Source organism: Paucibacter sediminis (assembly GCF_030254645.1).
Taxonomy (GTDB): Bacteria; Pseudomonadota; Gammaproteobacteria; order Burkholderiales; family Burkholderiaceae_C; genus Paucibacter_B; species Paucibacter_B sediminis.
Genome location: NZ_CP116346.1, coordinates 4,441,472 through 4,464,312, shown reverse-complemented (window position 1 = coordinate 4,464,312; position 22,841 = coordinate 4,441,472). Strand labels below are relative to the sequence as shown.

The window sequence follows — 22,841 nt, the reverse complement described above, 5'->3', positions numbered from 1 at the left end:
CTCAGAACTTCACCACCACGGAGGCGCCGAGCAGGCTGTTGCTCTTGCGGAAGCTGCCGTCCTTGACGAACTCGAACACCGACTGGTTGGCGCGGTCGTAGCGGTACTCGAGCTTGAAGGTGGTGGCGAGGTCGTAGGCGTAGTTCATGCCGATCGCCAGCGCCGTGCGGTTGGCGCCGCGCTCGGTATCGCCGTAGAGCAGCTCGCCGCTGTCGACATCGCGCCCAAGCACGGCCGGGCCGATGCCGTTGCGCACGTCCGAGCCATAGCCCAGCAGGCCGCCGCCGTTCTGGTTGTTCTTGATGTAGTCCAGCCTTGCCACGCCCTCCAGGCGCGGTGTGAACTTGTAGGCCGCCAGGGCCGAGAGCCCCAGCCACTTGGCCGTGCGCAGCTCGCCGGTATCGGGGTCGGGCGTGATGGCGGCCTGCTTCTGCATGCCATAGCTCAGCTGGCCTTGCAGGGTCCAGTCGCCGCGGATGAAGTAGGCATCGGCCTCGAACAGATTGAGCGCCGTGTTCTTGGTGCCGCCCACCAGATTGGCGGCCTTGCCGTGCACGCCGGCAAAGCCGAAGCCCTGGAACTCGCCCTTGGCGTAGTCGACGCGGTAGGCCAGCACCGGCGCCTTCTCGCCGGCCGACTGCATGGACGCGTTCATGTTCGCGAGCATGCCCTTCATGATCCACTTGCCACGCGTCAGCTCCAGGCCGGCGCCGGTGTAGGCGGTGGGCAGGGTGAAGTCGAACAGCAGGTTGTGGCTGATCAGCTTGTTCTGCGTGGGCGGCAGGTACTCGTAGCCCGACCAGTCGGGGGTGTGGCCGGCGATGAAGCGGGTCTGCAGATCGCCCAGCGGGATCGAGACGGTGGCCTCATGGATGATGCCGCCGTTGCCGATCACGCTGTCGGTGCCGCGGTTGGGCGAGAGCGTCAGGTGCCAGCGCGTGCCGCTCTCGGTCTCCTTCAGGAAGTCCAGGGCCATGGTGCCCAGGTAGGAGTTGTCGTAGTTGTAGCCGTCGCTGGCCACGTTGTTGAGGAACTGGAAGCCGGCACGGTTCTGCGCGCGGTTGGCGATGTAGGCGGGTTCCACATAGCCGCTGATCTTCAGCTGCTTGTAGCCCAGCGCCTCGGAGGCGTCTTCCAGCGCCTCGGTCTTGACGGCGATGCGGTTGAAGTCCTGCACCTGCTGCGGCGTCATGCCCCATTGAGCCTGGCTGGGCGCGGGCGCGGGCTTGGACTCGGCGGCCTTGAGGCGCTCTTCCAACTGGTTGACGCGATCGCGCAGGGCGCGCAATTCCTTGAGCAGGTCCTCATTGCTCTGCGCCTGTGCGCTTCCTGAGAAGGCTGCGGCAAGAGCGAGCGTGAGGGAGGCGAGCTGTGGGGCTTTCATCGAGTACTCCTCTGTGGGTATGTGGTGCGGACTGTGGCGAATCTGTTCAGCCGCCGCGCTGGGCGGCGGCCATTTCCTGGGCGCGGCGACGTTCCTGGCGCGCGATCAGCACGCTGGCCAGGATCACCCCCACCGAGACCACCAGGATGATCACGGTGGCCACCGCATTGATGCTGGGCGAGACGCCGAGCCGGGCGCGCGAGAAGATCACCAGGGGCAGGGTGGTGGCGCCCGGGCCGGACAGGAAGGCCGAGAGCACGACGTCGTCGAGCGAGAGCGTGAAGGTGAGCAGCCAGGCCGACAGCAGCGATTGCGCAATCATCGGCAGGGTCACCAGCATGAAGACCTGGAAGGGCTTGGCACCCAGGTCCATGGCGGCCTCTTCCAGCTGCGGGGGCAGGTCTTGCAGGCGCGCGCCTATCACCACCGTGGCATAGGCCAGGCCCAGCAGCAGATGGCCCAGCCAGATGGTGAGCATGCCGCGCTCGGGGAAGCCCAGGGCGCGCTGCATCGACACCAGCATCAGCAGCAGCGACAGGCCCACGATCACCTCGGGCATCACCAGCGGTGCGTTGACCATGCCGGCGAACAGGGTGCGGCCCTTGAAGCGCTTGTACTTGACCAGCGCGAAGGCCGCGAAGATGCCCAGCAGCACCGAGCTGCAGGCGGTCACGAAGGCGATCTGCATCGACAGCCACAGGCCGGTGACGACCTCGCGGTCCTGCAGCAGCTGGCCATACCACTTCAGCGTGAAACCGCCCCAGACCGAGGCGATATTCGAGTCGTTGAAGGAGTAGATGATGAGCGCCAGGATCGGCAGGTAGAGGAACACATAGCCCAGGCCCAGCCAGCCGCGGCCGAACCAGCGCGTGGCCTGCGGGCCCAGGATGGCACGCCTGGCCTTGATGGTGGCGCCGCTGCTCATCGCTTGGCCTCCTGGCTCTCGGCCTGGTATTTGTTGAAGATCGCCAGCGGCACGATGATCAGCAGGATCATCACCACCGCCACCGCCGAGGCCATCGGCCAGTCGTTGTTGCTGAAGAACTCGTCCCACAGCACGCGGCCGATCATCAGGGTCTGGGGCCCGCCCAGCAGCTCGGGGATGACGAACTCGCCGACGCAGGGAATGAACACCAGCATCGAGCCCGCGATGATGCCGGCCTTGGAGAGCGGCACGGTGATGCGCCAGAAGCCCACCCAGGGCGTGGCGCCCAGGTCGGCCGCGGCCTCCAGCAGGCGCAGGTCCATCTTGGCCAGGCTGGCATAGAGCGGCAGGATCATGAAGGGCAGGTAGGTGTAGATCATGCCCACCACCAGAGAGAAGGGCGTGTTCATCAGCTTGCCCAGCGCTGGGATCAGGCCGGCGGCCAGCAGCAGCTGATCCAGCCCCACCGCCTCGATCGCCTCGGCCACCCAGCCATGCTCGCCCAGCAGGCCCTTCCAGGCATAGACGCGCAGGAGGAAGCTGGTCCAGAACGGCAGCATCACCAGCATCAAGAGCGCCGGCTGCAGGGTGCCGCGGGCGCGCGCCATGAAGTAGGCGAAGGGGTAGCCGATCAGCAGGCAACCGACGGTGGTGACCGCCGCGTACTTGAGGCTGGCCACATAGGACAGGAAGTAGAGGTCGTCCTGGGTGATGAAGAGGTAGTTGCCCAGCTTGATCGAGAGCCTGAGCATGCCGTCGGCATAGCTGATCAGGTCCTTGAAATGGACGGTCTCCATCTCCGAGACGCTGATCTTGGCGACGATCACGAAGGGCAGGGCAAAGAAGATCAGCAGCCATGCATAGGGCAGGCCGATCACCGCCGTGCGCCCGCGCAGCAGGCCTTGGATGAAGCTGGGCTTGGCCATCGTCCTTGCCTTCATTGCGTCAGCACCACCTGGGCCGTGGGCGACCAGGAGGCCCAGACCTCCTGATCCCAGGTCAGCGGCTCGTTGCGGTAGCGTGTGTGGTTGCTCTCGCTGACCTTGATGACCTGGCCGCTGGGCAGCTGCAGGTGGTAGACCGTGAAGGCACCGAAGTAGGCCAGGTCGCGCACCTTGCCGAGCACCTGGTTGAACTCGCCCTCGGGCTTGTCGGCGCTGAGCTGGATCTTCTCGGGCCGCAGCGCCACGCCCACCGCCATGCCGGGCACGCCGGTGATGCCATGGCCGACCAGATGCCTGCAGTCCTGGCAGTCGATCACCACATGGTCGGGCTCGTCCACCGAGAGGGTGCCGTCCATCATGTTGACGTTGCCGATGAAGTCGGCCACGAAGCGGGTGGCGGGGGTCTCGTAGATGTCCACCGGCGCGCCCACCTGCAAGACCTGACCCTCGCTCATCACCGCGATGCGCGAGGCCATCGTCATGGCCTCTTCCTGGTCGTGCGTGACCATCACGCAGGTCACGCCCACCTCCTCGATGATGTTGACCAGCTCGATCTGGGTTTCCTCGCGCAGCTTCTTGTCGAGCGCGCCGAGCGGTTCGTCCAGCAAGAGCAGCTGCGGCTTCTTGGCCAGGCTGCGCGCCAGCGCCACGCGCTGCTGCTGGCCGCCCGAGAGCTGGTGTGGCTTGCGCTTGGCGTACTTGCCCAGCTGCACCAGCTTGAGCATGGCCTCGACGCGGCTGGCCACCTCGTCCTTGGGGCAGCCGTCGCGGCGCAGGCCGAAGGCGATGTTGTCCCACACGGTGAGGTGCGGAAACAGCGCATAGCTCTGGAACATCATGTTGATGGGCCGGGCATAGGGCGGCATGCCCGCCAGGTCCTGGCCGTTCAGGATGATGCGGCCGCTGGTGGGCGTCTCGAAGCCCGCCAGCATGCGCAGCAGCGTGGTCTTGCCGCAGCCGGAGGAGCCCAGCAGGGCGAAGATCTCGCCCTTCTGGATGTCGATCGAGACATGGTTGACGGCGACGGCACCGCCGCCGAAATCCTTCACGACGTTCTGGATCTGCAAATAGGCCGGGCTCGCGCTGCTGCTGCTACTCATCGCTGTCCTCAGAGTCCGGTCTTGAAGGAGGTGTACATGCGCGTCATGGTGCGGCGGATGTCGTTGTTGATGGCGTCGGGCGCGGCCATCTTCTTCATGTCGGCATCGCTCAGGAACACGCTGGGGTTGTTGGCCACCTCGGGCTTGACGAACTTCTTCGCTTCCTTGTTGGGGTTGGCGTAGAAGACCTTGTTGGTCAGGCCGGCATGCACCTCGGGGCGCAGGATGTAGTTGATGAACTTGTGCGCGTTGCCGGGGTGGGGCGCATCGGCCGGGATCACCATGGTGTCCATGAAGATGATGCCGCCGGTCTTGGGGATCAGCGCCTGGATGTTCTGGCCGGTCTTGCCGTCGATGGCGCGCTGGCGCGCGATATTGATGTCACCCGACCAGCCCAGCGCCAGGCAGATCGAACCGTTGGCCATGTCGTTGATATAGCCCGAGGAGCTGAACAGGGTGACCGAGGAGCGGATCGACTTCAAGAGTGCCGGCACGCCGGCATAGTCGCCCTGGCTCTTGCTGTAGGCCGGCTTGCCCAGGTAGTGCAGGGCGGCGGGGATGATCTCGGTGGCGGAATCGAGGAAGCTGACGCCGCAGCTCTTGAGCTTGCTGATGTACTCGGGCTTGAACACCAGATCCCAGGTGTTGTCGGGCATCGGCGTGGTGCCCAGCGCCGCCTTCACCTTGTCGACATTGATGCCCACGGTGGTGAAGCCCCACAGCCAGTTCACCATGTACTCGTTGCCCGGGTCCAGCTTGGCGAGCTGGGCCTGCACATCCGGGTCCAGGTTCTTGTAGTTGGGGATCTGGCTCTTGTCGATCTTGCGCAGCAGGCCGCCGTCGGCCTGCAGCTTGGCCCAGTAGGACGAGGGCACCACCACGTCGTAGCCGGTCTTGCCCGCCACCAGCTTGGCGTGGACGATTTCGTTGTTGTCGAAATTGTCGTAGCGCACCTTGATGCCGGTTTCCTTCTCGAAGTTCTTCAGGGTGTCTTCGGCGATGTAGTCGGACCAGTTGTAGACATTGAGAACTTTTTCTTCGTCCTGCGCGCGCGCCGCACCGGCCCACAGCGTGGCGGTGGCGGCAAGCAAGAGGCTCAGCGAAGTGGCAAGGCGGGGCAGATTCGGTTTCATCGGGGGACTCCGTATCGATTGAGAGCAAACGCTGGATGGGGATGGATCGGCTCAGTCTAGGGCGGCCCCGTGAGCCACCCCATACCTCAAAACCCTGGGGTGTCGGCTACCCGCTTCAGAGCCAGCCCCGCTCGCGTACTTCGGCGAGGGTCAGGTCTAGACAGCGGCGTATCAGCACCATCATTTCGTCGATCTGGGGCCGTGTCATCACCAGGGGCGGGGCGACGATCATGCGATCGCCGACGGCGCGCATGATGAGTCCGTTGCCGAAGCAATGGGCGCGGCAGACCATGCCGACCTCCAATTCACTCGCAAAGGTCGTGCCGGGCTTGGCCTTGACCAGCTGCACCGCGCCCATCATTCCGCAGGTCTGGGTCTCGCCCACCAGCGGGTGATCGTTGAGCTCGGCAAAGCGCTCGGCCAGATAGGGGCCGATATTGTTCTTCACATGGCTGACCAGGTTGAGCTGCTGGATCAGCTTGATATTGGCCAGGGCCACGGCGCAGGCCACCGGGTGGCCCGAGTAGGTGAAGCCGTGGTTGAACTCGCCGCCGTCGTCGATCAGGGCCTGCGCCACGCGCTCGCCGACCATCACGCCGCCCAGCGGCACATAGCCCGAAGTCACGCCCTTGGCAAAGGTCATCAGGTCGGGCCGGGTGCCCATGGTCTCGCAGCCAAACCAGTTGCCGGTGCGGCCGAAACCGCAGATCACCTCGTCGCTGACGAGCAGGATGCCGTACTTGTCGCAGATGCGCTGGATCTCGGGCCAGTAGGTGCTGGGCGGCACGATCACGCCACCGGCGCCCTGCACCGGCTCGCCGATGAAGGCGGCCACGCGCTCGGGGCCCACCTCGAGGATCTTCTCTTCCAGCCAGCCCGCAGCCTTGAGGCCGAAGGCCTCGCGGCTCATGCCCTGGCCCAGCTCGAACCAATGCGGCTGCTGGATGTGCACGATGTCCGGGATGGGCAGGCCGCCCTGGGCATGCATGCCGCTCATGCCGCCCAGCGAGGCACCGGCCATGGTGGAGCCGTGATAGCCGTTGATGCGGCCGATGATGGTCTTGCGCTCGGGCTGGCCCTTGATGTCCCAGTAGCGCCGCACCATGCGCACCACCGTGTCATTGCCCTCCGAGCCGGAGCTGGTGAAGAACACATGCTTGAACTGCGGCGGCGTCACCTCGGCGAGCAGCTCGGCCAGCTCGATGGCGGGCGGGGTGGAGGTCTGGAAGAAGGCGTTGTAGAAGGGCAGCTCCTTCATCTGCTTGGCCGCGGCGTCGACCAGGGCCTGCTGGCCATAGCCGGTGTTGACGCACCACAGGCCGCTCATGCCGTCGAGGATCTTGTGGCCTTCGCTGTCCCAGATGTAGATGTTCTCGGCACGCGTGATGATGCGCGCGCCCTTCTTGGCCAGGCCACCGTGGTCGGTGAAGGGGTGGAAGAAATGCTTGGAATCGGCGTCCTGCCACTCCTTGGTACTGCGACTCGCGGCGCGCTGCGCCGCCTGAACAACATGGCTCATGATGGATGCTCCGGAAGAGGTTGGGGTCAGACGTGCAGCAGCAGGTGCTCGCGTTCCCAGGGGGAGATCACTTTCATGAACTCCGCATACTCGATCTCTTTGATCTCGGTGTAGACCGTGATGAAGGATTCACCCAGCACGCTGGCGAGGTCCTTCTCGTTGCGCAGCAGCTCCAGCGCCTCGCCCAGGCTGCGCGGCAGCTGGAAGTCGCCCAGATAGGCATCGCCCTTGCACTCGGGCGTGGGCTCGATGCGGTTCTTGATGCCCAGGTAGCCGCAGGCCAGGGTGGCGGCCAGCGCCACATAGGGGTTGGCATCGGCACCGATGACGCGGTTCTCGATGCGGCGCGCCTGCGGCGGCGCCAGCGGTGAGCGTATGCCGACGGTGCGGTTGTCGGTGCCCCACTGGATGTTGATGGGCGCGGCGGTGAAGCGTGCCAGGCGGCGGTAGCTGTTCACATAGGGCGCGAACAGGGCCATCGCGGCGGGGATGTATTTCTGCAGGCCGCCGATGTACCAGAAGAACTCCTGGCTCGGGCTGCCATCCTCGTTGCTGAAGAGATTGCGACCGGTGGCCTGGTTGATCACGCTCTGGTGCACATGCATGGCGCTGCCGGGCTCGCCGGCGATGGGCTTGGCCATGAAGGTGGCGAACATGTCGTGGCGCAGCGCCGCCTCGCGCACGGTGCGCTTGAAGAAGAACACCTCGTCCGCCAGGCCCATCGGGTGGGCGTGGAAGAAGTTGATCTCCATCTGGCCGGCACCCACCTCGTGGATCAGGGTGTCGACATTGAGTTCCATCTTCTCGCAGTAGTCGTAGACATCCTCGAAGAGCGGATCGAACTCGTTCACCGCGTCGATCGAATAGGCCTGGCGCGAGGTCTCGGCGCGGCCGCTGCGGCCCACCGGGGGCTTGAGCGGCATGTCGGGGTCGGTGTTGCGCGCCACCAGGTAGAACTCCAGCTCGGGCGCCACCACCGGGTCCCAGCCCTCGGCCGCGAACAGGTCGCAGACGCGGCGCAGCACCGAGCGCGGCGCAAAGGGCACGAGCTGGCCGTCGCGGTCGAAGCAGTCGTGGATGATTTGCGCGGTGGGGTCCACCGCCCAGGGCACCAGGCGGGCCGTGGTTGGGTCGGCGCGCAAGTGCATGTCCATGTCATTCGGGCTGATGACGTCGTAGTAAGGCCCCTCCTCGGGGAACTCGCCCGTCACGCCCATCGCCACCACGGCCTCGGGCAGGCGCATGCCGCGGTCTTCGGTAAATTTCTCGCGCGGCAGGATCTTGCCGCGCGCCACACCGGTGAGGTCGGGCACCAGGCACTCGATCTCGGTGACGCGATGCTCGCGGAACCACTGTTCCAGCTCGGCAAAGCTACGTTCTGTTCTGACCACCATGTTTCACCTCATCTTCTGGTCTTGGCGCCGTGGCGGGATGCCGGGGCGCTGCGGATTGCTTGAATCGGGCTGGGGTCAGCGGCGCTAGGTCTCGGGGTCGCGGATGTAGTCGTGGCGCGGCTCGCGCAGCTGGTCGCGGCGTGTTTGTGCATAACTGCGGCAGGCCTGGCCAAAGGCCTCGAAGAGCTTCATCGAGACCGGGTTGCGCTCGGCCTGCCATTCGGGATGCCATTGCAAGCACATCGAGAAGCCATGCGCGGCCGCCACGCTGAAGGCTTCCACCAGGCCGTCGGGCGCCACCGCTTCGATGCGCAGGCCCGGGGCCAGTTCATTCACACCCTGGCCATGCAGGGAGTTGACGCTGATGCTGCGATGGCCCAGCAAGGCCTCCAGGCGCCCGCCGGGCAAGACCTGGACCTCATGCTGCTCGGCATAGGCGATCTCGGGCGGCAGGCCGGGCGGGGCGCGGTGGTCGCGCAGGCCGGGTTGCTCCTGCACCGCCTGGTGCAGCGAGCCGCCCAGCGCCACATTGGCCTCCTGGAAACCGCGGCAGATCGCGAACAGCGGCATGCCCAGCCGCAGGGCCTTGGGGATCAGCGGCAGGGTCCAGGCATCGCGATCTGGGTCCAGCGGCAGCTCGGGGTTGTGCACGGCCTCGTCGAAGTGGCTGGGGTGCACGTTCGAGGGCGAGCCGGTCAGCAGCACGCCGTCGGCCAGCGCCAGCAGCTCGTCGATTTCCGCGGGGCTGGAGGCAGGCACCACCAGGGGCAGGCAGCCGGCCAGGCGCACCGCGTCGATGTACTTCTTGCCGGCGATGTGGAAGGGGTGGTCGCCGACCTGGCGGTTGCAGGCGGGCACCAGCACCACGGGCTTGCGCTGGGGCAGGGATTTGGAAGGGCCGGTACTCACAGCATGTCCTTCAATCGGTAGTACGCCATGCCCAGTACCAGGGCGGGCGTACGCATCAGTTTGCCACCCGGGAAGGGATGATGGCGCAGTTTGGCAAAGGTGTCGAAGCGGCTGGCGTCGCCATGCATGGCCTCGGCGACGATGCGGCCGGCCAGGCCGGTCAGCGCCAGGCCATGGCCCGAGAAGCCTTGCAGATAGTAGATGTTGCGGCGCTCGCCTAAGCGCCCGAAATCAGGGGCACGGTTCATGGAGATGTCCACGAAACCACCCCACGCATATTGCATGCCCACGTCCTGCAGCTGCGGAAAGCTTTCCAGCAGGCGCGCGCGCATGCTGTGCTTCAGGCCCGGCGGCGTGACGGTGCTGTAGCTCACGCGCCCGCCATAGAGCAGGCGGTGATCGGCGGTGGGGCGGAAGTAGTCCAGCACGAAATTGGTGTCGCACACCGCCGACCTGCTCGGGATCAGGGCCTGCAGGCGCTCCGGCGCGATCGGCTCGGTGCACACGATATAGGTGCCCACCGGCATGATGCGCGCACCAAGCCTGGGCGCGAGTGCGGGCGAGATCTCGTTGAGGTAGACATTGCCGGCCAGCAGCACCTGGCGCGCGCGCACCTGGCCTTGGGGCCCGGCCAGCGTGATTTGCTCGCCCCCGCCTTCGCCTTCTTTCATGCGGGTGACGGGCGTCTGCTCGTAGATGCGCACGCCCGCACGCACGGCCGCCGCGGCCAGGCCCAGGCAGTATTTGAGCGGGTGCAGATGGCCCGAGCGCGCGTCGTACACGCCGGCATGAAAGCGCGGGCTGGCTATCCATTGCCGCACCACGCCCGGGTCTATCCATTGCAGCGGGTAGTCGTAGAGCTCGGCCATGCGTTCGGCCCAGGCGCGCAAGTCCGCGGCCTTGCGCGCGCTGGTGGCCAGGCCCAGGTAGCCGCTCTGCCATTCGGCGTCGATCCGGTGGCGCTCGCAGCGCGCCCGTATCAGGTCCAGCGCCTCGATGCCCATCGCCCAGATGCGCCTGGATTCGGCCAGGCCCAGCTGCGCCTCGATGGTTTCCTGATCGCAGGCGAGGCCGTGGATGGCCTGCCCGCCGTTGCGCCCCGAGGCGCCCGAGCCCACCTCGTTGGCCTCCAGCAGCACCACCTCCATGCCGCGCTCGGCCAGCTCGATGGCGGCCGACAGACCCGCCAGCCCACCGCCCACGATGGCCACATCGGCTTCGATGCTCTCTCGCAGTGGCGCATAGCCCTGGGTACGTGGCGCGGTGGCCAGGTAGTAGGAGTCGCGCGTGAGTTCGCGGTCGGTGCTCAGGAGGCTCATAAGGTAGGCGCTAGGCAGGTCCTCGTTCGGGTTGACGCGGTGGAGCTCGTCAGGCCGCGCGGCGCAGCGCGGCGCGCACGGTCTCGATCAGGCGGTCGATATGGCTGCGCTCGATGATCAGCGGCGGGCTCAGGGCCACGGTGTCGCCGGTGGTGCGCACCAGCACGCCCTGCTCGTAGCAATCGAGGAAGACGTTGAAGGCGCGCTTGGCGGGCTCGCCGGGCAGGGGGCTCAGCTCGATGCCGCCCACCAGGCCGATATTGCGCACGTCGATGACGTTGGGCTCGCCCTTCAGCGAATGCACGGCCTCAGCAAAATAACCTTGCAATTCGGTGGCGCGCGTCAGCAGGCCCTCCTCCGCATAGGTGTCCAGCGTGCCCAGCGCGGCGGCACAGGCGAGCGGGTGCGCCGAGTAGGTATAGCCGTGGAAGAACTCGATCAGGTGCTCGGGCCCGTTCATGAAGGTGTCGTAGATGCCTTGCTTGGCGAACACCGCGCCCATCGGCACGCAGCCGTTGGTGAGGCCCTTGGCCACCGTCATCAGATCGGGCGTGACGCCGAAGGTCTGGGCACCGAAGGGGTTGCCGGTGCGGCCGAAGCCGGTGATGACCTCGTCGAAGATCAGGAGGATGCCGTGCTTGTCGCAGATCTCGCGCAGGCGCTGCAGATAGCCCTGCGGCGGTACCAGCACGCCGGTGGAACCGGCCACCGGCTCGACGATCACCGCGGCGATGGTCGAGGCGTCGTGCAGGGCGATGAGCTTTTCCAGATCGTCGGCGAACTCGGCGCCATGCGCGGGCTGGCCCACCGAGAAGGCATTGCGCACCGGATCATGAGTGTGGCGGATATGGTCCACGCCGCCCAGCATGGTGCCGAACATCTTGCGGTTGGCGACCATGCCGCCCACCGAGATGCCGCCGAAGTTCACGCCGTGGTAGCCGCGCTCGCGGCCGATCAGCCGGGTGCGCGCGCCTTCGCCGCGCACGCGGTGGTAGGCGATCGCCATCTTCAGCGCCGTCTCCACCGACTCGGAACCCGAGTTGGTATAGAAGACCTTGTTGAGGCCGGCGGGCGTCAGTTCGACCAGGCGTTCGGCCAACTCGAAGGCCTTGGGATGGGCCATCTGGAAGGGCGGCGCGAAGTCCAGTTCGGCGGCCTGCTGCTGGATCGCCTGCACGATGCGCGGGCGGTTGTGGCCGGCGTTCACGCACCACAGGCCGGCAATGCCGTCCAGGATCTGGCGGCCCTTGTCGTCGGTGAAATACATGCCATCGGCGCGCGTCAGGAGTCGGGGCGACTTCTTGAACTGGCGATTTGCCGTGAAAGGCATCCAGTAAGCGTCGAGATTCTTGGCCATGTCGTTCACCGTCCTTGCGTTCCTTGTACTGCCCTGAAGTCTAGGCAAGGGCACGCGCAATGTGTGAGCGCTCTGGCGCAGGTTAAACCCCTGGTTTCGCAACATGCTGCGATAACATGGTCGCCTGTTCGCAGATTATTCGAAACATGAGCTCAGAAGTGCAACTGGATGCGATCGACCGCGGCATCCTGAACGAGTTGCAGCGGGACGGCCGGATCTCCAACGTGGAGCTGGCCCAGCGCGTGCATCTCTCGCCCTCTGCCTGCCTGAGGCGGGTCAAGCATCTGGAGGACCAGGGGGTGATTGCACAGTATGTGGCGCTGGTGAACCCCAAGGCGGTGGGCAAGCAGGGCACCAGCTACACCATCATCAATCTGGAGCGCATGACGACGGCGGCGCTGGCCGCCTTCGAGCAGGCGGTGATGGCCTGCCCCGACATCCTGGATTGCTTCTACGTGGCGGGCACCAACGACTACGTGATCCGCTTCGCCTACAAGGACGCCGAGGACCTGGAGCGCTTCCACACCCATGTGCTGATGCAGCTGCCCGAGGTGGCGCGTTCCAATTCGATGCTGGTGCTGCGCACCATCAAGAAGACCACCGCCTTCGAGCTCTGAGCGGGGCCCGGCCCCTCAGCGGCGCCGCAGCATGGGCAGCAGTTGCACCGCCATCATGCTCAGGAAGATCAGCGCGCAACCGGCCAGGCCGCTGCTGTTGAGCCGGTCGCCCATCAGCCAGTAGCCGAACATGGCGGCGAACACGGTTTCCGAGGAGAGGATGATGGCGGCGTCCGCCGCATGGGCATAGCGCTGCGCCACCACCTGGGCGGTGAAGGCCACGCCCACCGAGAGCACGCCGGTGTAGAGAATGGGCCAGGCGGCTGCCCGCAGGCCCGCCCAGCTGCTGGGCTCGGCCACCAGCGCGTAGCCCAGCGCCAGCAGGCCGCAGACCAGGAACTGGCCGCCGGCCACCAGAAAGGGCGCGGACATGCGGTCGGCCACGCGGCCAACCATCAGCACATGCAGGGCCCAGGGCAGCGAAGAGGCGATCACCCAGCTGTCGCCCAGGCTGATCTCGAGCCGGTGTGCGCCCGAGAGCAGGAAGGCGCCGACCAGGCAGGACAGCGCGCCCGGCCAGACCGACCAATGCGGCAGATGGCGCAGCAGCAGATAGCCCAGCACCGGCACCAGCGGCACGTAGAGGGCGGTGAGAAAACCGGCATTCGTGACCGTGGTGCTGACGATGCCGATCTGCTGCATCGCCGCGCCCATCAGCAGCAGGCAGCCCAGACCGGCGATCTTGCCGGCGTCGCGGCGCACCAGGGGCTTGCCCGCAGCCTGCAGGCCGCGCCATTCGCGCCACATCAGCGGCGTCACCACCAGCGCGCCGACCAGAAAGCGCACGCCCGTGAACATCATCGGCCCCACGTCCGCCATGCCATGGCTTTGCGCCACAAAGGCCGAGCCCCAGATCAGGGCGATGACGATCAGCAGCAGATTCGCTTTGACACGGGACACGGTGTTGGGGGCCTAAGAAAGACAAAGGGCGGAACCATGGGTTCCGCCCGGCGGGAGCAGGAGAGATTTTACTCGTCGCGGCCGCCAAAGATGCCCAGCAGCGAGAGCAGCGACTGGAACACGTTGTACAGGCTCAGGTAGACGCCCAGGGTGGCGGTGATGTAGTTGGTCTCCAAGCCGTCCTGCACGCGCTTGAGGTCATGCAGGATGAAGGCCGAGAAGATGCCGATCGCCAGCACCGAGAGCGTGATCATCAGCGCGCTGGACTGCAGGAAGATGTTGGCGACGCCGGCCACCAGCAACATGATCATGCCGATGAAGAGGAACTTGCCCATATTGCCGAGGTCGCGCTTGATCACGCTGGACAGCGCGGCCATGCCGAAGAAGATCAGGCCGGTGCCGGCAAAGGCCGTCATGATGAGCCCGGCGCCATTGGCCAGGCCCAGCACCGCACCGATCAGGCGCGACAGCATCAGCCCCATGAAGAAGGTGAAGCCCAAGAGCACGGGCACGCCGGCGGCCGAGTTTTTGGTCTTCTCGATCGCGAACATCAGGCCGAAGGCACCGACCATGAAGACGATCATGCTGATGCCCGGCGACATGGCGCGCGCCAGCCCGGTGCTGACGCCGATCCAGGCGCCCAGCACGGTGGGGATCATCGAGAGGGCCAGCAGCCAGTAGGTGTTGCGCAGCACGCGGTTGCGCTCGGCGCTTGAGACCAGGCCGCCGGTGGAATAGGCGTAGACGTTTTGGTTCATGACAACGACTCCTTGGAGTGAAGGAAAACGGGTTCGGATGTTCAGGACTGGGCCCGCAGCGCCTGGCGCTTGCCGCGGGCGCGGATGTTGAGCGACTCGACCGCGAGCGAGAAGCACATCGCGGCATAGAGATAGCCCTTGGGCACATGCTGGTCGAAGGCTTCGGCGGTGAGCGCCATGCCCACCATCACCAGAAAGGCCAGCGCTAGCACCTTCACCGAGGGATGGCGGTCGACGAACTCGCCGATCGGCTTGGCGGCCACCAGCATCACGCCCACCGAGGCCACCACCGCGGCGATCATCACGCCGATCTGGTCCACCATGCCCACCGCGGTGATCACCGAGTCGAGCGAGAACACGATGTCGATCACCGCGATCTGGCCGATGATCATCCAGAACAGGCGCTGGCCGGCGGCCTTCACCGCGGCGCTGTCGGTGGCCGGCGGGCCATCCTGCTCGCGCGCCTCCACCTCCACAAAGATCTCGTGCGAGGCCTTGTAGAGCAGGAACAGGCCGCCCAGCAGCAGCACCAGGTCGCGCCCGCTGATGCCCTGGCCCATCAGGCTGAAGAGATCGGCGGTGAGGCCCATCACCCAGCTCAGGCTCAGCAGCAGCAAGAGGCGCGAGACCATCGCGAAGCCCAGGCCCAGGCGCCGCGCCTGGTCGCGCTGGGCGGCCGGCAGCCGGCCCACCAGGATGGAGATGAAGATGATGTTGTCGATGCCCAGGACGATTTCCAGGGCGGTCAGCATCGCGAAGGCGAGCCAGATATTGGGGTCGAGCAGAAAGTCCATGATGGCTACTTGGAGGCAAAGGGGGTGGCGCGCAGGCCGACCATCCCGGGATGGGCGTGGAACCAGGCCACGCCAGAGGCTTCAGGCGCTAAAGGTCAGCGCTAGGGCCTGGGCCTTGGGAGGGCGCTGCGGCCCCTTCAAGTAGGGCGCCGGCGCCGGCGCCATGCTGAGCCCGGCGGGGCATGCGGCGGGCATCGATGCGAGCCTGGACGGCTGCCATTGGGCAAACAGCTCGGGCGCTTCCAGCGCATCGTCGCCCGTTTCGGGCTCGATGCCCGTATCGCCCGTATCGGCTGCATCGGCCTCGTTGGCAAGATCCGCGCAAGCCACCATCAGTTCCGGCTGCGCGGCGTCGCCCGGCACTTGCGCTGCGGCCGGCAGGGCGGCGCAGAGCAGCAGCAGGGCGTGAACGAAGATGACGATGCAGCGGAACATGTGGCGCACAGTTTACCGTGTCGCCCTCAGCCTTGCAGATAGGCCAGTTCTTCCGCGCTGAAACCGGCCGCCGAACGTGCCGGCAGGTTGAAGGGCGGGCGCAGGCGCGGCGCCTCATAGCGCGCCACCAACTCGGGGTAGAGGGCGATCGGGTCCAGCCCACGCTCGCGGCACAGCTGGCGGTACCAGCGGTTGCCGATCTCCACATGGCCGATCTCGTCGCGCAGGATCACGTCGAGGATCTCCACCGCGCGCAGGTCGCCGGCGCGCCGCAGCTTGTCCTGCAGCGGCGGGGTGGCATCCAGGCCGCGCGCCTCCAGCGTGCGCGGTACCAGGGCCATGCGCGCCAGCACGTCCGCGCGGGTACGCTCGGCCATGGACCAGAGCCCGTCGTGCGCATCGAAGTCGCCGTAGCCATGGCCCAGGCTCTGCAGATGCTCGTGCAGTAGGCCGAAATGCAGGGCCTCCTCGCTGGCCACGCGCAGCCAGTCCAGGTAGTAGGGCGCGGGCATGCCGGCAAAGCGCCACACCGCATCCAGCGCCAGATTGATGGCATTGAACTCGATATGGCAGATGGCGTGGATCAGGCCGGCGCGGCCGGCCAGGGTGAAGGGCGAGCGGTTCGCCACCTTGATGGCGGCCACCAGGCGGGGCCTGTCGGGGCGGCCCGGCAGGTCGGGCGGGGCTTGAATCTGCGCCTCGCAGGCCAATATGAGACCGTCCTGCGCGGCCGCATAAAGCGCGCGGGCGGCGGCGGCCTTGGCCGCTGGATCGACGATGCGCAAGACCTCGAGCGCGCGGTGACGGGTTTCCATCCGTAAAATTATCCCCTTTTGCCCAGACGGCCCAGGAGTACGGCGATGGCGATTTACCAGTTGGGCGAGCTCAGGCCCGAAGTTGCAGACAGCGCCTGGGTGGCCGACAGCGCCCAGGTGATAGGCCGGGTGACGCTGGGCGAGGACGTGAGCATCTGGTTCAACGCCGTGCTGCGCGGCGACAGTGACAGCCTCAGCATCGGCCGCGGCAGCAATATCCAGGACGGCTCGGTGCTGCATGCCGACACCGGCTTCCCGCTGGTGCTGGGCGAGAACGTCACCGTGGGGCACCAGGTCATGCTGCATGGCTGCACGGTGGGCGACAACAGCCTGATCGGCATCGGCGCCGTGGTGCTGAACGGCGCGCGCATCGGCAAGAACTCGCTGGTGGGCGCCGGCTCGCTGGTGACCGAGGGCAAGGTGTTCCCGGACGGCAGCCTGATCATGGGCAGCCCGGCCAAGCTGGTGCGTGAACTCACGCCCGAGGCCATCCAGGGTCTGGCGGCCAGTGCGGCGCATTACATCCACAACGGCCAGCGTTACGCCGCCGACCTGAAGAAGATTTCCTGATGAGCGAGTTGCACAAATTCCTGTTCGAGGGCCTGCCGGTGCGCGGCATGCTGGTGCGCCTGACCGGCGCCTGGCGCGAGGTGCTGAAGCGCCGTGAAGCGGTGGGCCAGTTCCCGCCCGAGGTGCGGGTGCTGCTGGGCGAGATGGCGGCGGCGGGCGTGCTGATGCAGTCCAATATCAAGTTCAACGGCGCGCTGGTGCTGCAGGTGCTGGGCGACGGGCCGGTGAAGCTGGCGGTGGCCGAGGTGCAGCCCGACCTAAGCTTCCGCGCCACCGCCAAGGTGGTGGGCGAGGTGCCGGCGGGCGCCCGGCTCGAGGCCATGCTGAATGTGCACGGCCAGGGGCGCTGCGCCATCACCCTCGACCCCAAGGACCGCATGCCCGGCCAGCAGCCCTACCAGGGCGTGGTGCCCCTGCATGGCGACCAGCGCGAGCCGCTGCAAAAGGTGTCCGAGGTGCTGGAGCATTACATGCTGCAGTCCGAGCAGCTCGACACCAAGCTGGTGCTGGCGGCCAACGACGAGGTGGCCACCGGCCTGCTGATCCAGCACATGCCGATCGAGGGCGAGGGCAATCTGGAGCGTCAGGCGCGCGCGGCCAGCGACGTCGGCTTTGCCGATGCCTTCAACCGCATCAGCATGCTGGCCGGCACGCTCAGCGCCGAGGAGTTGCTGACCCTGGACGCCGACACGATTCTGCGCCGCCTGTTCTGGGAAGAAGACCTGCGCCGCTTCGAGCCGCTGACGCCCAGCTTCGCCTGCTCCTGCTCGCGCCAGCGCGTCGGCAAGATGCTGATGGGCCTGGGCCGCGACGAGGTGGACGGCATCCTCGCGGAGCGCGGCCATGTCGAGATCGGCTGCGACTTCTGCGGCCTGCAGTACAGCTTCGATGCGGTGGACGTGGGCGGCCTGTTCGCCACCGGCCAGACGCAGCAGGCCGGCGCCGGCGACGCCAGCCTGCAATGAAGGCTTAGTTGAGCCGCTGCACGCGGTCCAGCGCGCTGGGCTGCACGGGGCTGTGGCGCTCAAGGTATTGCACCAGGGCGTCCACGTCCATCATGCCGGTGCGCGCCGCCAGCCCCTGGGTGAAGGCCGGGAAGCCGTCGCCGCCGGCGGCCATGAAGCTGTTGATGGTCACGCGGTAGCGGGCCTGGGGCTCGATCGGTTTGCCATACAGGCTGAGGCTGCCGGCCAGCACACGCTGGCCCGGCGGCCGGCTGGCATCCCAGCGGTAGCGAAAACCGCTGGACACCTGTAGCGGCCTGAACTTGGGCTGGTTCAGCCATTGCTGCTCCAGCGCCTCGTACAGCGCGGCACCGCTCAGATCGAGGGTGACCAGGGTGTTGTAGAAGGGTTGCACGCTGAACACGTCCTCGTAGCTGACCTCGCCCTGGCCCTTCATCACCAGGCCGGCGCGCACACCGCCGATATTGGTCAGCGCCAGCACCGCGCCGCCGTTCTCGGGCGCGGCGGTGGCCTCCAGCTGCGCATCGGCGATCAGCTCGCCCATCAGGGTCTCGCCGGCGGGATGGGCGCCCTCGTCGCGCGTGAACGAGACCGGTATGCGGCCCACCACGCGCTTGGCCAGCGGGCCCGAACGTTCCTCGTAGGCGGCGATCAGCGCGCTCTGCTCGGGCGCCTTGGCGAAGCGGTCGTTGCGCACCAGCACATTGCTGGCCTGGGCGCTGACGATGTCGCGCGTGCGGCGGTCGATCTGCAGGTCGATCTCGCTGACGATGGTGCCGTACTTGTCGCCGCTGGTGACCAGGCGCCCGCCGATGCGGCAGTTGTAGGCCTTGTGCGTATGCCCGCTCACCACCAGGTCCACCGCCTTGTCCAGGCGCTGCACGATGTCGACGATGGGCCCCGAGATGCCCGGGCATTCGTTGTAGTCGCCGCTCGGGAAACCGCCCTCGTGGATCAGCACCACGATGGCCTCGACGCCCTGCTGCTGCAACTCGGGCACCAGGCGGTTGATGGTCTGCACCTCGTCGTCGAAGCGCAGGCCCTCGGCGGCCTTGGGGCTGACGATGCCCGGCGTGCCCTTCAGCGTGAGGCCGATGAAGCCCACCGGTACGCCCTCGAAGCGCTTGATGTAGGTGGCCGGGAACAGGGTCTTGCCGCTGCCCAGGTCCCAGGTGCTGGCGGCCAGGTATTGGTAGCGTGCGCCGCGGAAGGGCTCAGGCCCCTTGCAGCCGTCCACCGGGTGGCAGCCGCCATGCTGCTTGCGCAGCAGCTCGGCCGCGCCGTTGTCGAATTCATGGTTGCCCACCGCCGTCACCTCCAGGCCCATCAGGCCCAGCGACTCGATGGTGGGCTCGTCGTGGAACAGGGCCGAGAGCAGCGGGCTGGCGCCGACCAGATCGCCGGCCGCCACGAAGATGTGGTTGGGGTTCTTGGCACGCAGCTGCTGCACCGCGCTGGCCAGGTATTCGGCGCCGCCCGCGGCCAGCTCCATGCTGGCGCCGGGCTGGGCCGGGTCGGCCACGCGGATGCCGCCGGCTGGGGGCTTCAGATTGCCATGGAAGTCGTTGATGGCCAGCAGCTTGACACTGAGAGGCGCACTTGGCGGCGTGCTTGGCGGCGTGCTGACGCAGGCGCTCAGCAGCAGCGCGACGCAGGCAATAGCAAAGGGGAGACGTGCGATAGGTGTCATGGCAGGGGCTTGCTGGTCAGGGCGAGGCTGGCATGCTCGCACTCGGGTTGGTCGCAATGTTCGCAGGTCCAGCGCGTCGCCGCGGGCAATCCGGCTTCGCGGTCGAGCAGGCGGCTGAAAAGGCCGGCGGCCTGCTGCGGTGCGCGCTGCATCAGCAGCGGTGTGATGGCGTTGAGCGCGCTGTCCAGGCGCTGGGGGCCCTGGCCGTGCACGACGCTCCAGCTTAAGTGTGCCTGGCGCAGCGCACGGCGCAGCGCGGCGTCGACGGGGGCGCGCACATGTGCACCATCTCGCTGCAGGCCATCGGCCACCCAGGGCAGGTCCAGGCCGGTCAGCAGGGTGAGCGCGCAGCGCGCCTGAAAGGCCAGCGCGTCCGCGTGCAGCCCCGCGTCGCCGAACAGCAGCTCGCTGTAGATCGCGGTCATCAGCGGCGTGGTGTCGCAGATCACCAGTTCGTGCGTCCGTGCGGCGGCTTCGATCTGCTCGCGCTGGGCCGCGGCGATGGCGGCCTGCTCATGGGCCTGCGGCGTGCGGCCGGCCTGCTCGCACCAGGCACGCAGATGCTCGTCCACGCGCGCGCAGCGCAGCCCCGTGCGGGCGAGCAGGGCCTGCTGCAGTTCGGCGGCGAGGGCGCTCTTGCCGGTGCTCTCGGCGCCGACGATGGCGATCAGCATGGCGCCTGCCATGCCTCAGGCCGCCGCCGGTTCGATCTGGCGCTGCCAGGCGCGCCAGCCGGCCACCGACATGGGGATGAAGACGGCGTAGAGCAGCACGGTGAGCCAATAGCCCTTGTAGGCGAACAGCGTGACGCTGACGGCGTTCACCAGCACCCAGACGCTCCAGTTCTCATGGTATTTGCGCCCCAGCAGCCATTGGCCCAAGAGGCTGGCCACGGTGGGGAAGGCGTCCCAGAAGGGTAGGGTGGAATCGGTATGACGCTGCAGCCACAGGCCCAAGAGCGGCCAGGCCAGCGCGGTGGCGGCAATCGCCACCCAGCGCCCGCGCGGGCTCAGGCGCCGCACCCGCAAGACCTGACCCTCGTCGGTGCGGCCATACAGCCATTGCCACCAGCCCCATAGCGCCAGCGCGGCGAACACCAGCTGCAGCGTGGCCTCACCATAGAGCTTGCCGCTCCAGAACAGCAGGAAATAGAGCAGCGAGCTGACCAGCGCCAGCGGCCAGGCCAGCACATGCACGCGCATATTGCACAAGACCATCCAGATGGCCAGCACGAAGGCCAGCACCTCCAGCCAGGTGATGGGGCTGCCGAAGGCCTCGAAGGCGGACAGGAACAGGGGTTGCAGCCAGAGCAGCAGGGCGTCCATCGGAGTGGCCCCGCCTCAGTGGCGCTGCTGCTGAAGCTGCACGTAGATCTCGTCGGGGCGCACCATGCCCAGCTCCAGGCGCGCCTTCTCCTCGACCATTTCCAGGCCTTCGCGCAGGTCGCGCAACTCGGCCAGCATCTGCGCATTGCGCGCACGTGCCTGGTCGTTGGCTTCTTCCTGGGTCTTGAGCTGGGCGCGCAGCTGCACGCCGCGCGCAAGACCGCCCTTGCCGAACCAGAGTTGGGCTTGGATGGCCAGCAAAAAAGCGGCCAGGATGAGGGCGATGGTCTTCACGCGCCGCAGTTTAGCGCGGCTCTTCGGAGCCGCGCCTCAGGACTTAGCGCAGGTTATAAAAAGCGGCGCGGCCGGGATACACCGCCACGTCGCCCAGGTCTTCCTCGATGCGCAGCAGCTGGTTGTACTTGGCCATGCGGTCCGAGCGCGAGAGCGAGCCGGTCTTGATCTGGCCGGCGTTCAGGCCCACGGCGATGTCGGCGATGGTCGAGTCCTCGGTCTCGCCCGAGCGGTGCGAGATCACGGCGGTGTAGCCGGCGCGCTTGGCCATCTCGATGGCGGCGAAGGTCTCGGTGAGCGTGCCGATCTGGTTGATCTTGATGAGGATCGAGTTGGCGATGCCCTTGTCGATGCCTTCCTTCAGGATCTTGGTGTTGGTGACGAACAGGTCGTCGCCCACCAGCTGCACCTTCTGGCCCAGCACCTCGGTGATGTGCTTCCAGCCGTCCCAGTCGCCCTCGGCCATGCCGTCTTCGATCGAGATGATGGGGTACTTGTCGACCCAGGTGGCCAGCATGCTGGTCCATTCCTGGGCGGTCAGGCTCAGGCCTTCGCCTTCCAGCACATACTTGCCGTCCTTGTAGAACTCGCTGGCGGCGCAGTCCAGGCCCAGGGCGATCTGCTCGCCGGCGGTGTAGCCGGCCTTGTCGATCGCCTGCAGGATCAGCTGGATGGCGGCCTCATGGCTCTCGACGCTGGGGGCAAAGCCGCCCTCGTCGCCCACCGCGGTGCTGATGCCCTTGTCGTGCAGGATCTTCTTGAGCGCGTGGAACACCTCGGCGCCCCAGCGGATGGCTTCGCGGAAGGTCGGGGCGCCCACCGGGATGATCATCAGCTCTTGCAGGTCCAGCGTGTTGTTGGCGTGCGCGCCACCGTTGATGACGTTCATCATCGGCACCGGCAGCTGGTTGCCGCCCATGCCGCCGAAATAGCGGTACAGGGGCAAGCCCGATTCCTCGGCCGCGGCACGCGCCACCGCCATCGAGACCGCCAGCATCGCGTTGGCGCCCAGGCGGCTCTTGTTCTCGGTGCCGTCCAGGTCGATCAGGGTCTTGTCCAGGAAGGCCTGCTCGGAGGCGTCCAGGCCCAGCACGGCCTCGGAGATCTCGGTGTTGATGTGCTCGACCGCCTTCAGCACGCCCTTGCCCAGGTAGCGGGCCTTGTCGCCGTCGCGCAGCTCGATGGCCTCGCGCGAGCCGGTGGACGCGCCGCTCGGCACGGCCGCACGGCCCATCACGCCGGATTCCAGCAGCACATCGCATTCGACGGTGGGGTTGCCGCGGCTGTCCAGGATCTCACGGCCGACGATGTCAACAATTGCACTCATTCAAAAGTCTCCAGAAGGTCAAAAATTCTCAGGCGGGACTGTGCCGGGTTTTCGTTACCAGCGCTGAACAAGATCAGACGCCTTCGATCAACACCATGCGCATCACCGCCGCGCCGGCGCGCGCCTGGCGGGCCTGGCCATATTCCGGCGAGTCGTTGAAGGCCTTGGCGGCTTCCAGGCTCGGGAACTTCAGGAGCACCACGCGCTCGGGCGTCCAGTCGCCCTCCAGCACCTCGACCTTGCCGCCACGCACGCAGACCTCGGCGCCATGCGCCTGCATCGCGATGCTGGAGAACCTGCGGTACTCCTCGTACTGCGTGGGATTGGTGACGCTGACGTTGGCGAGGATGTAGGCGGAGGGCATGGG

Annotated in this window: 24 protein-coding genes; 3 read left to right on the top strand and 21 right to left on the bottom strand. The window is 66.8% G+C overall.

All coding sequences use genetic code 11. The features are described 5' to 3' along the window. Position 1: 1 nt before the first annotated feature. The 10 genes from PFX98_RS20705 to aptA form a co-directional block, all read right to left on the bottom strand. Positions 2 to 1,384, bottom strand: a complete 1,383-nt coding sequence (locus tag PFX98_RS20705) for a DUF3138 family protein (RefSeq protein WP_285232375.1) — start codon at positions 1,382 to 1,384, stop codon at positions 2 to 4. Positions 1,385 to 1,430: 46 nt separating this feature from the next. Beyond that, positions 1,431 to 2,309 carry an ABC transporter permease gene (locus tag PFX98_RS20700; protein WP_285232374.1) on the bottom strand — a complete coding sequence of 293 codons (879 nt, stop codon included), beginning with the start codon at positions 2,307 to 2,309 and terminating at the stop codon, positions 1,431 to 1,433. After that, complete coding sequence (locus PFX98_RS20695) at positions 2,306 to 3,250, bottom strand: ABC transporter permease subunit (RefSeq protein WP_285232373.1); 945 nt, start codon at positions 3,248 to 3,250, stop codon at positions 2,306 to 2,308. Before PFX98_RS20695 ends, PFX98_RS20700 begins: the two co-directional genes overlap by 4 nt. Continuing rightward, a complete protein-coding gene (locus tag PFX98_RS20690; RefSeq protein ID WP_285232372.1) occupies positions 3,247 to 4,353 on the bottom strand; it encodes an ABC transporter ATP-binding protein in 1,107 nt (368 codons plus the stop codon). Before PFX98_RS20690 ends, PFX98_RS20695 begins: the two co-directional genes overlap by 4 nt. 8 nt (positions 4,354 to 4,361) lie before the next feature. Next, positions 4,362 to 5,486 carry a polyamine ABC transporter substrate-binding protein gene (locus PFX98_RS20685; RefSeq protein WP_285232370.1) on the bottom strand — a complete coding sequence of 375 codons (1,125 nt, stop codon included), beginning with the start codon at positions 5,484 to 5,486 and terminating at the stop codon, positions 4,362 to 4,364. Between the two features lie 115 nt (positions 5,487 to 5,601). Next, positions 5,602 to 7,005 (bottom strand): aspartate aminotransferase family protein, encoded by a 1,404-nt coding sequence (locus tag PFX98_RS20680; RefSeq protein WP_285232369.1) that lies wholly within the window; start codon positions 7,003 to 7,005, stop codon positions 5,602 to 5,604. Between the two features lie 26 nt (positions 7,006 to 7,031). Continuing rightward, positions 7,032 to 8,399 carry a glutamine synthetase family protein gene (locus PFX98_RS20675; protein WP_285232368.1) on the bottom strand — a complete coding sequence of 456 codons (1,368 nt, stop codon included), beginning with the start codon at positions 8,397 to 8,399 and terminating at the stop codon, positions 7,032 to 7,034. 84 nt (positions 8,400 to 8,483) lie between these two features. Then, positions 8,484 to 9,308: a gamma-glutamyl-gamma-aminobutyrate hydrolase family protein gene (locus tag PFX98_RS20670; protein WP_285232367.1), complete on the bottom strand. Its 825-nt coding sequence runs from the start codon at positions 9,306 to 9,308 to the stop codon at positions 8,484 to 8,486. Continuing rightward, positions 9,305 to 10,627: an NAD(P)/FAD-dependent oxidoreductase gene (locus PFX98_RS20665; RefSeq protein ID WP_285232366.1), complete on the bottom strand. Its 1,323-nt coding sequence runs from the start codon at positions 10,625 to 10,627 to the stop codon at positions 9,305 to 9,307. Before PFX98_RS20665 ends, PFX98_RS20670 begins: the two co-directional genes overlap by 4 nt. 49 nt (positions 10,628 to 10,676) lie before the next feature. Then, entirely contained in the window at positions 10,677 to 11,984 is a 1,308-nt protein-coding gene (gene aptA, locus PFX98_RS20660; RefSeq protein ID WP_285232365.1) for an omega-aminotransferase AptA, read from the bottom strand. A 146-nt stretch (positions 11,985 to 12,130) separates the two neighbouring features. Between aptA and PFX98_RS20655 the strand changes: the two genes are divergently transcribed. Further along, a complete protein-coding gene (locus PFX98_RS20655) occupies positions 12,131 to 12,601 on the top strand; it encodes an Lrp/AsnC family transcriptional regulator (RefSeq protein ID WP_285232364.1) in 471 nt (156 codons plus the stop codon). Positions 12,602 to 12,616: 15 nt separating this feature from the next. On the opposite strand, the gene PFX98_RS20650 is transcribed toward PFX98_RS20655, so the two are convergent. The 5 genes from PFX98_RS20650 to PFX98_RS20630 all read right to left on the bottom strand — a co-directional run bounded on the left by PFX98_RS20650 (position 12,617) and on the right by PFX98_RS20630 (position 16,303). Further along, positions 12,617 to 13,501 (bottom strand): DMT family transporter, encoded by an 885-nt coding sequence (locus PFX98_RS20650; protein WP_285232363.1) that lies wholly within the window; start codon positions 13,499 to 13,501, stop codon positions 12,617 to 12,619. A gap of 68 nt (positions 13,502 to 13,569) precedes the next feature. Further along, on the bottom strand, positions 13,570 to 14,259 hold the full coding sequence (locus PFX98_RS20645) for a Bax inhibitor-1/YccA family protein (protein ID WP_285232362.1): 690 nt from the start codon (positions 14,257 to 14,259) through the stop codon (positions 13,570 to 13,572). Positions 14,260 to 14,300: 41 nt separating this feature from the next. Next, on the bottom strand, positions 14,301 to 15,053 hold the full coding sequence (locus PFX98_RS20640; RefSeq protein WP_285232361.1) for a TerC family protein: 753 nt from the start codon (positions 15,051 to 15,053) through the stop codon (positions 14,301 to 14,303). A gap of 81 nt (positions 15,054 to 15,134) precedes the next feature. Beyond that, positions 15,135 to 15,488 carry a hypothetical protein gene (locus PFX98_RS20635; protein ID WP_285232360.1) on the bottom strand — a complete coding sequence of 118 codons (354 nt, stop codon included), beginning with the start codon at positions 15,486 to 15,488 and terminating at the stop codon, positions 15,135 to 15,137. A 26-nt stretch (positions 15,489 to 15,514) separates the two neighbouring features. Continuing rightward, the gene (locus tag PFX98_RS20630) at positions 15,515 to 16,303 is read right to left on the bottom strand and encodes a ferritin-like domain-containing protein (protein ID WP_285232358.1); all 789 of its coding nucleotides are present in this window, start codon (positions 16,301 to 16,303) and stop codon (positions 15,515 to 15,517) included. Positions 16,304 to 16,348: 45 nt separating this feature from the next. Between PFX98_RS20630 and PFX98_RS20625 the strand changes: the two genes are divergently transcribed. Then, entirely contained in the window at positions 16,349 to 16,873 is a 525-nt protein-coding gene (locus tag PFX98_RS20625) for a gamma carbonic anhydrase family protein (RefSeq protein WP_285232357.1), read from the top strand. Then, a complete protein-coding gene (gene hslO / locus PFX98_RS20620; RefSeq protein ID WP_285232356.1) occupies positions 16,873 to 17,838 on the top strand; it encodes an Hsp33 family molecular chaperone HslO in 966 nt (321 codons plus the stop codon). Before PFX98_RS20625 ends, hslO begins: the two co-directional genes overlap by 1 nt. Before the next feature lie 4 nt (positions 17,839 to 17,842). Here the strand turns inward: hslO and PFX98_RS20615 are convergent, their stop codons facing one another. The 6 genes from PFX98_RS20615 to PFX98_RS20590 form a co-directional block, all read right to left on the bottom strand. Then, positions 17,843 to 19,528, bottom strand: a complete 1,686-nt coding sequence (locus tag PFX98_RS20615) for a bifunctional metallophosphatase/5'-nucleotidase (RefSeq protein WP_285232355.1) — start codon at positions 19,526 to 19,528, stop codon at positions 17,843 to 17,845. Then, on the bottom strand, positions 19,525 to 20,202 hold the full coding sequence (locus tag PFX98_RS20610) for an AAA family ATPase (protein WP_285232354.1): 678 nt from the start codon (positions 20,200 to 20,202) through the stop codon (positions 19,525 to 19,527). Before PFX98_RS20610 ends, PFX98_RS20615 begins: the two co-directional genes overlap by 4 nt. A 15-nt stretch (positions 20,203 to 20,217) precedes the next feature. Continuing rightward, positions 20,218 to 20,853: a nicotinamide riboside transporter PnuC gene (gene pnuC / locus PFX98_RS20605; protein ID WP_285232353.1), complete on the bottom strand. Its 636-nt coding sequence runs from the start codon at positions 20,851 to 20,853 to the stop codon at positions 20,218 to 20,220. 15 nt (positions 20,854 to 20,868) lie between these two features. Then, entirely contained in the window at positions 20,869 to 21,147 is a 279-nt protein-coding gene (locus tag PFX98_RS20600) for a septum formation initiator family protein (RefSeq protein WP_285232352.1), read from the bottom strand. A gap of 43 nt (positions 21,148 to 21,190) precedes the next feature. Further along, entirely contained in the window at positions 21,191 to 22,474 is a 1,284-nt protein-coding gene (gene eno / locus PFX98_RS20595) for a phosphopyruvate hydratase (RefSeq protein WP_285232351.1), read from the bottom strand. Between the two features lie 73 nt (positions 22,475 to 22,547). After that, the gene (locus PFX98_RS20590) at positions 22,548 to 22,838 is read right to left on the bottom strand and encodes a DUF1330 domain-containing protein (RefSeq protein WP_285232350.1); all 291 of its coding nucleotides are present in this window, start codon (positions 22,836 to 22,838) and stop codon (positions 22,548 to 22,550) included. Positions 22,839 to 22,841: the final 3 nt, after the last annotated feature.

Bases quoted from the DNA above. Each gene is read 5' to 3' on its own strand.
- PFX98_RS20590 (WP_285232350.1), bottom strand. From the start codon at position 22,838: ATGCCCTCCGCCTACATCCTCGCCAACGTCAGCGTCACCAATCCCACG.
- PFX98_RS20635 (WP_285232360.1), bottom strand. From the start codon at position 15,488: ATGTTCCGCTGCATCGTCATCTTCGTTCACGCCCTGCTGCTGCTCTGC.
- PFX98_RS20655 (WP_285232364.1), top strand. From the start codon at position 12,131: ATGAGCTCAGAAGTGCAACTGGATGCGATCGACCGCGGCATCCTGAAC.
- PFX98_RS20700 (WP_285232374.1), bottom strand. From the start codon at position 2,309: ATGAGCAGCGGCGCCACCATCAAGGCCAGGCGTGCCATCCTGGGCCCG.
- PFX98_RS20695 (WP_285232373.1), bottom strand. From the start codon at position 3,250: ATGAAGGCAAGGACGATGGCCAAGCCCAGCTTCATCCAAGGCCTGCTG.
- PFX98_RS20625 (WP_285232357.1), top strand. From the start codon at position 16,349: ATGGCGATTTACCAGTTGGGCGAGCTCAGGCCCGAAGTTGCAGACAGC.
- hslO (WP_285232356.1), top strand. From the start codon at position 16,873: ATGAGCGAGTTGCACAAATTCCTGTTCGAGGGCCTGCCGGTGCGCGGC.
- PFX98_RS20690 (WP_285232372.1), bottom strand. From the start codon at position 4,353: ATGAGTAGCAGCAGCAGCGCGAGCCCGGCCTATTTGCAGATCCAGAAC.
- PFX98_RS20705 (WP_285232375.1), bottom strand. From the start codon at position 1,384: ATGAAAGCCCCACAGCTCGCCTCCCTCACGCTCGCTCTTGCCGCAGCC.
- PFX98_RS20645 (WP_285232362.1), bottom strand. From the start codon at position 14,259: ATGAACCAAAACGTCTACGCCTATTCCACCGGCGGCCTGGTCTCAAGC.
- pnuC (WP_285232353.1), bottom strand. From the start codon at position 20,853: ATGGACGCCCTGCTGCTCTGGCTGCAACCCCTGTTCCTGTCCGCCTTC.
- aptA (WP_285232365.1), bottom strand. From the start codon at position 11,984: ATGGCCAAGAATCTCGACGCTTACTGGATGCCTTTCACGGCAAATCGC.
- PFX98_RS20665 (WP_285232366.1), bottom strand. From the start codon at position 10,627: ATGAGCCTCCTGAGCACCGACCGCGAACTCACGCGCGACTCCTACTAC.
- PFX98_RS20685 (WP_285232370.1), bottom strand. From the start codon at position 5,486: ATGAAACCGAATCTGCCCCGCCTTGCCACTTCGCTGAGCCTCTTGCTT.
- eno (WP_285232351.1), bottom strand. From the start codon at position 22,474: ATGAGTGCAATTGTTGACATCGTCGGCCGTGAGATCCTGGACAGCCGC.
- PFX98_RS20680 (WP_285232369.1), bottom strand. From the start codon at position 7,005: ATGAGCCATGTTGTTCAGGCGGCGCAGCGCGCCGCGAGTCGCAGTACC.
- PFX98_RS20615 (WP_285232355.1), bottom strand. From the start codon at position 19,528: ATGACACCTATCGCACGTCTCCCCTTTGCTATTGCCTGCGTCGCGCTG.
- PFX98_RS20610 (WP_285232354.1), bottom strand. From the start codon at position 20,202: ATGCTGATCGCCATCGTCGGCGCCGAGAGCACCGGCAAGAGCGCCCTC.
- PFX98_RS20630 (WP_285232358.1), bottom strand. From the start codon at position 16,303: ATGGAAACCCGTCACCGCGCGCTCGAGGTCTTGCGCATCGTCGATCCA.
- PFX98_RS20640 (WP_285232361.1), bottom strand. From the start codon at position 15,053: ATGGACTTTCTGCTCGACCCCAATATCTGGCTCGCCTTCGCGATGCTG.
- PFX98_RS20675 (WP_285232368.1), bottom strand. From the start codon at position 8,399: ATGGTGGTCAGAACAGAACGTAGCTTTGCCGAGCTGGAACAGTGGTTC.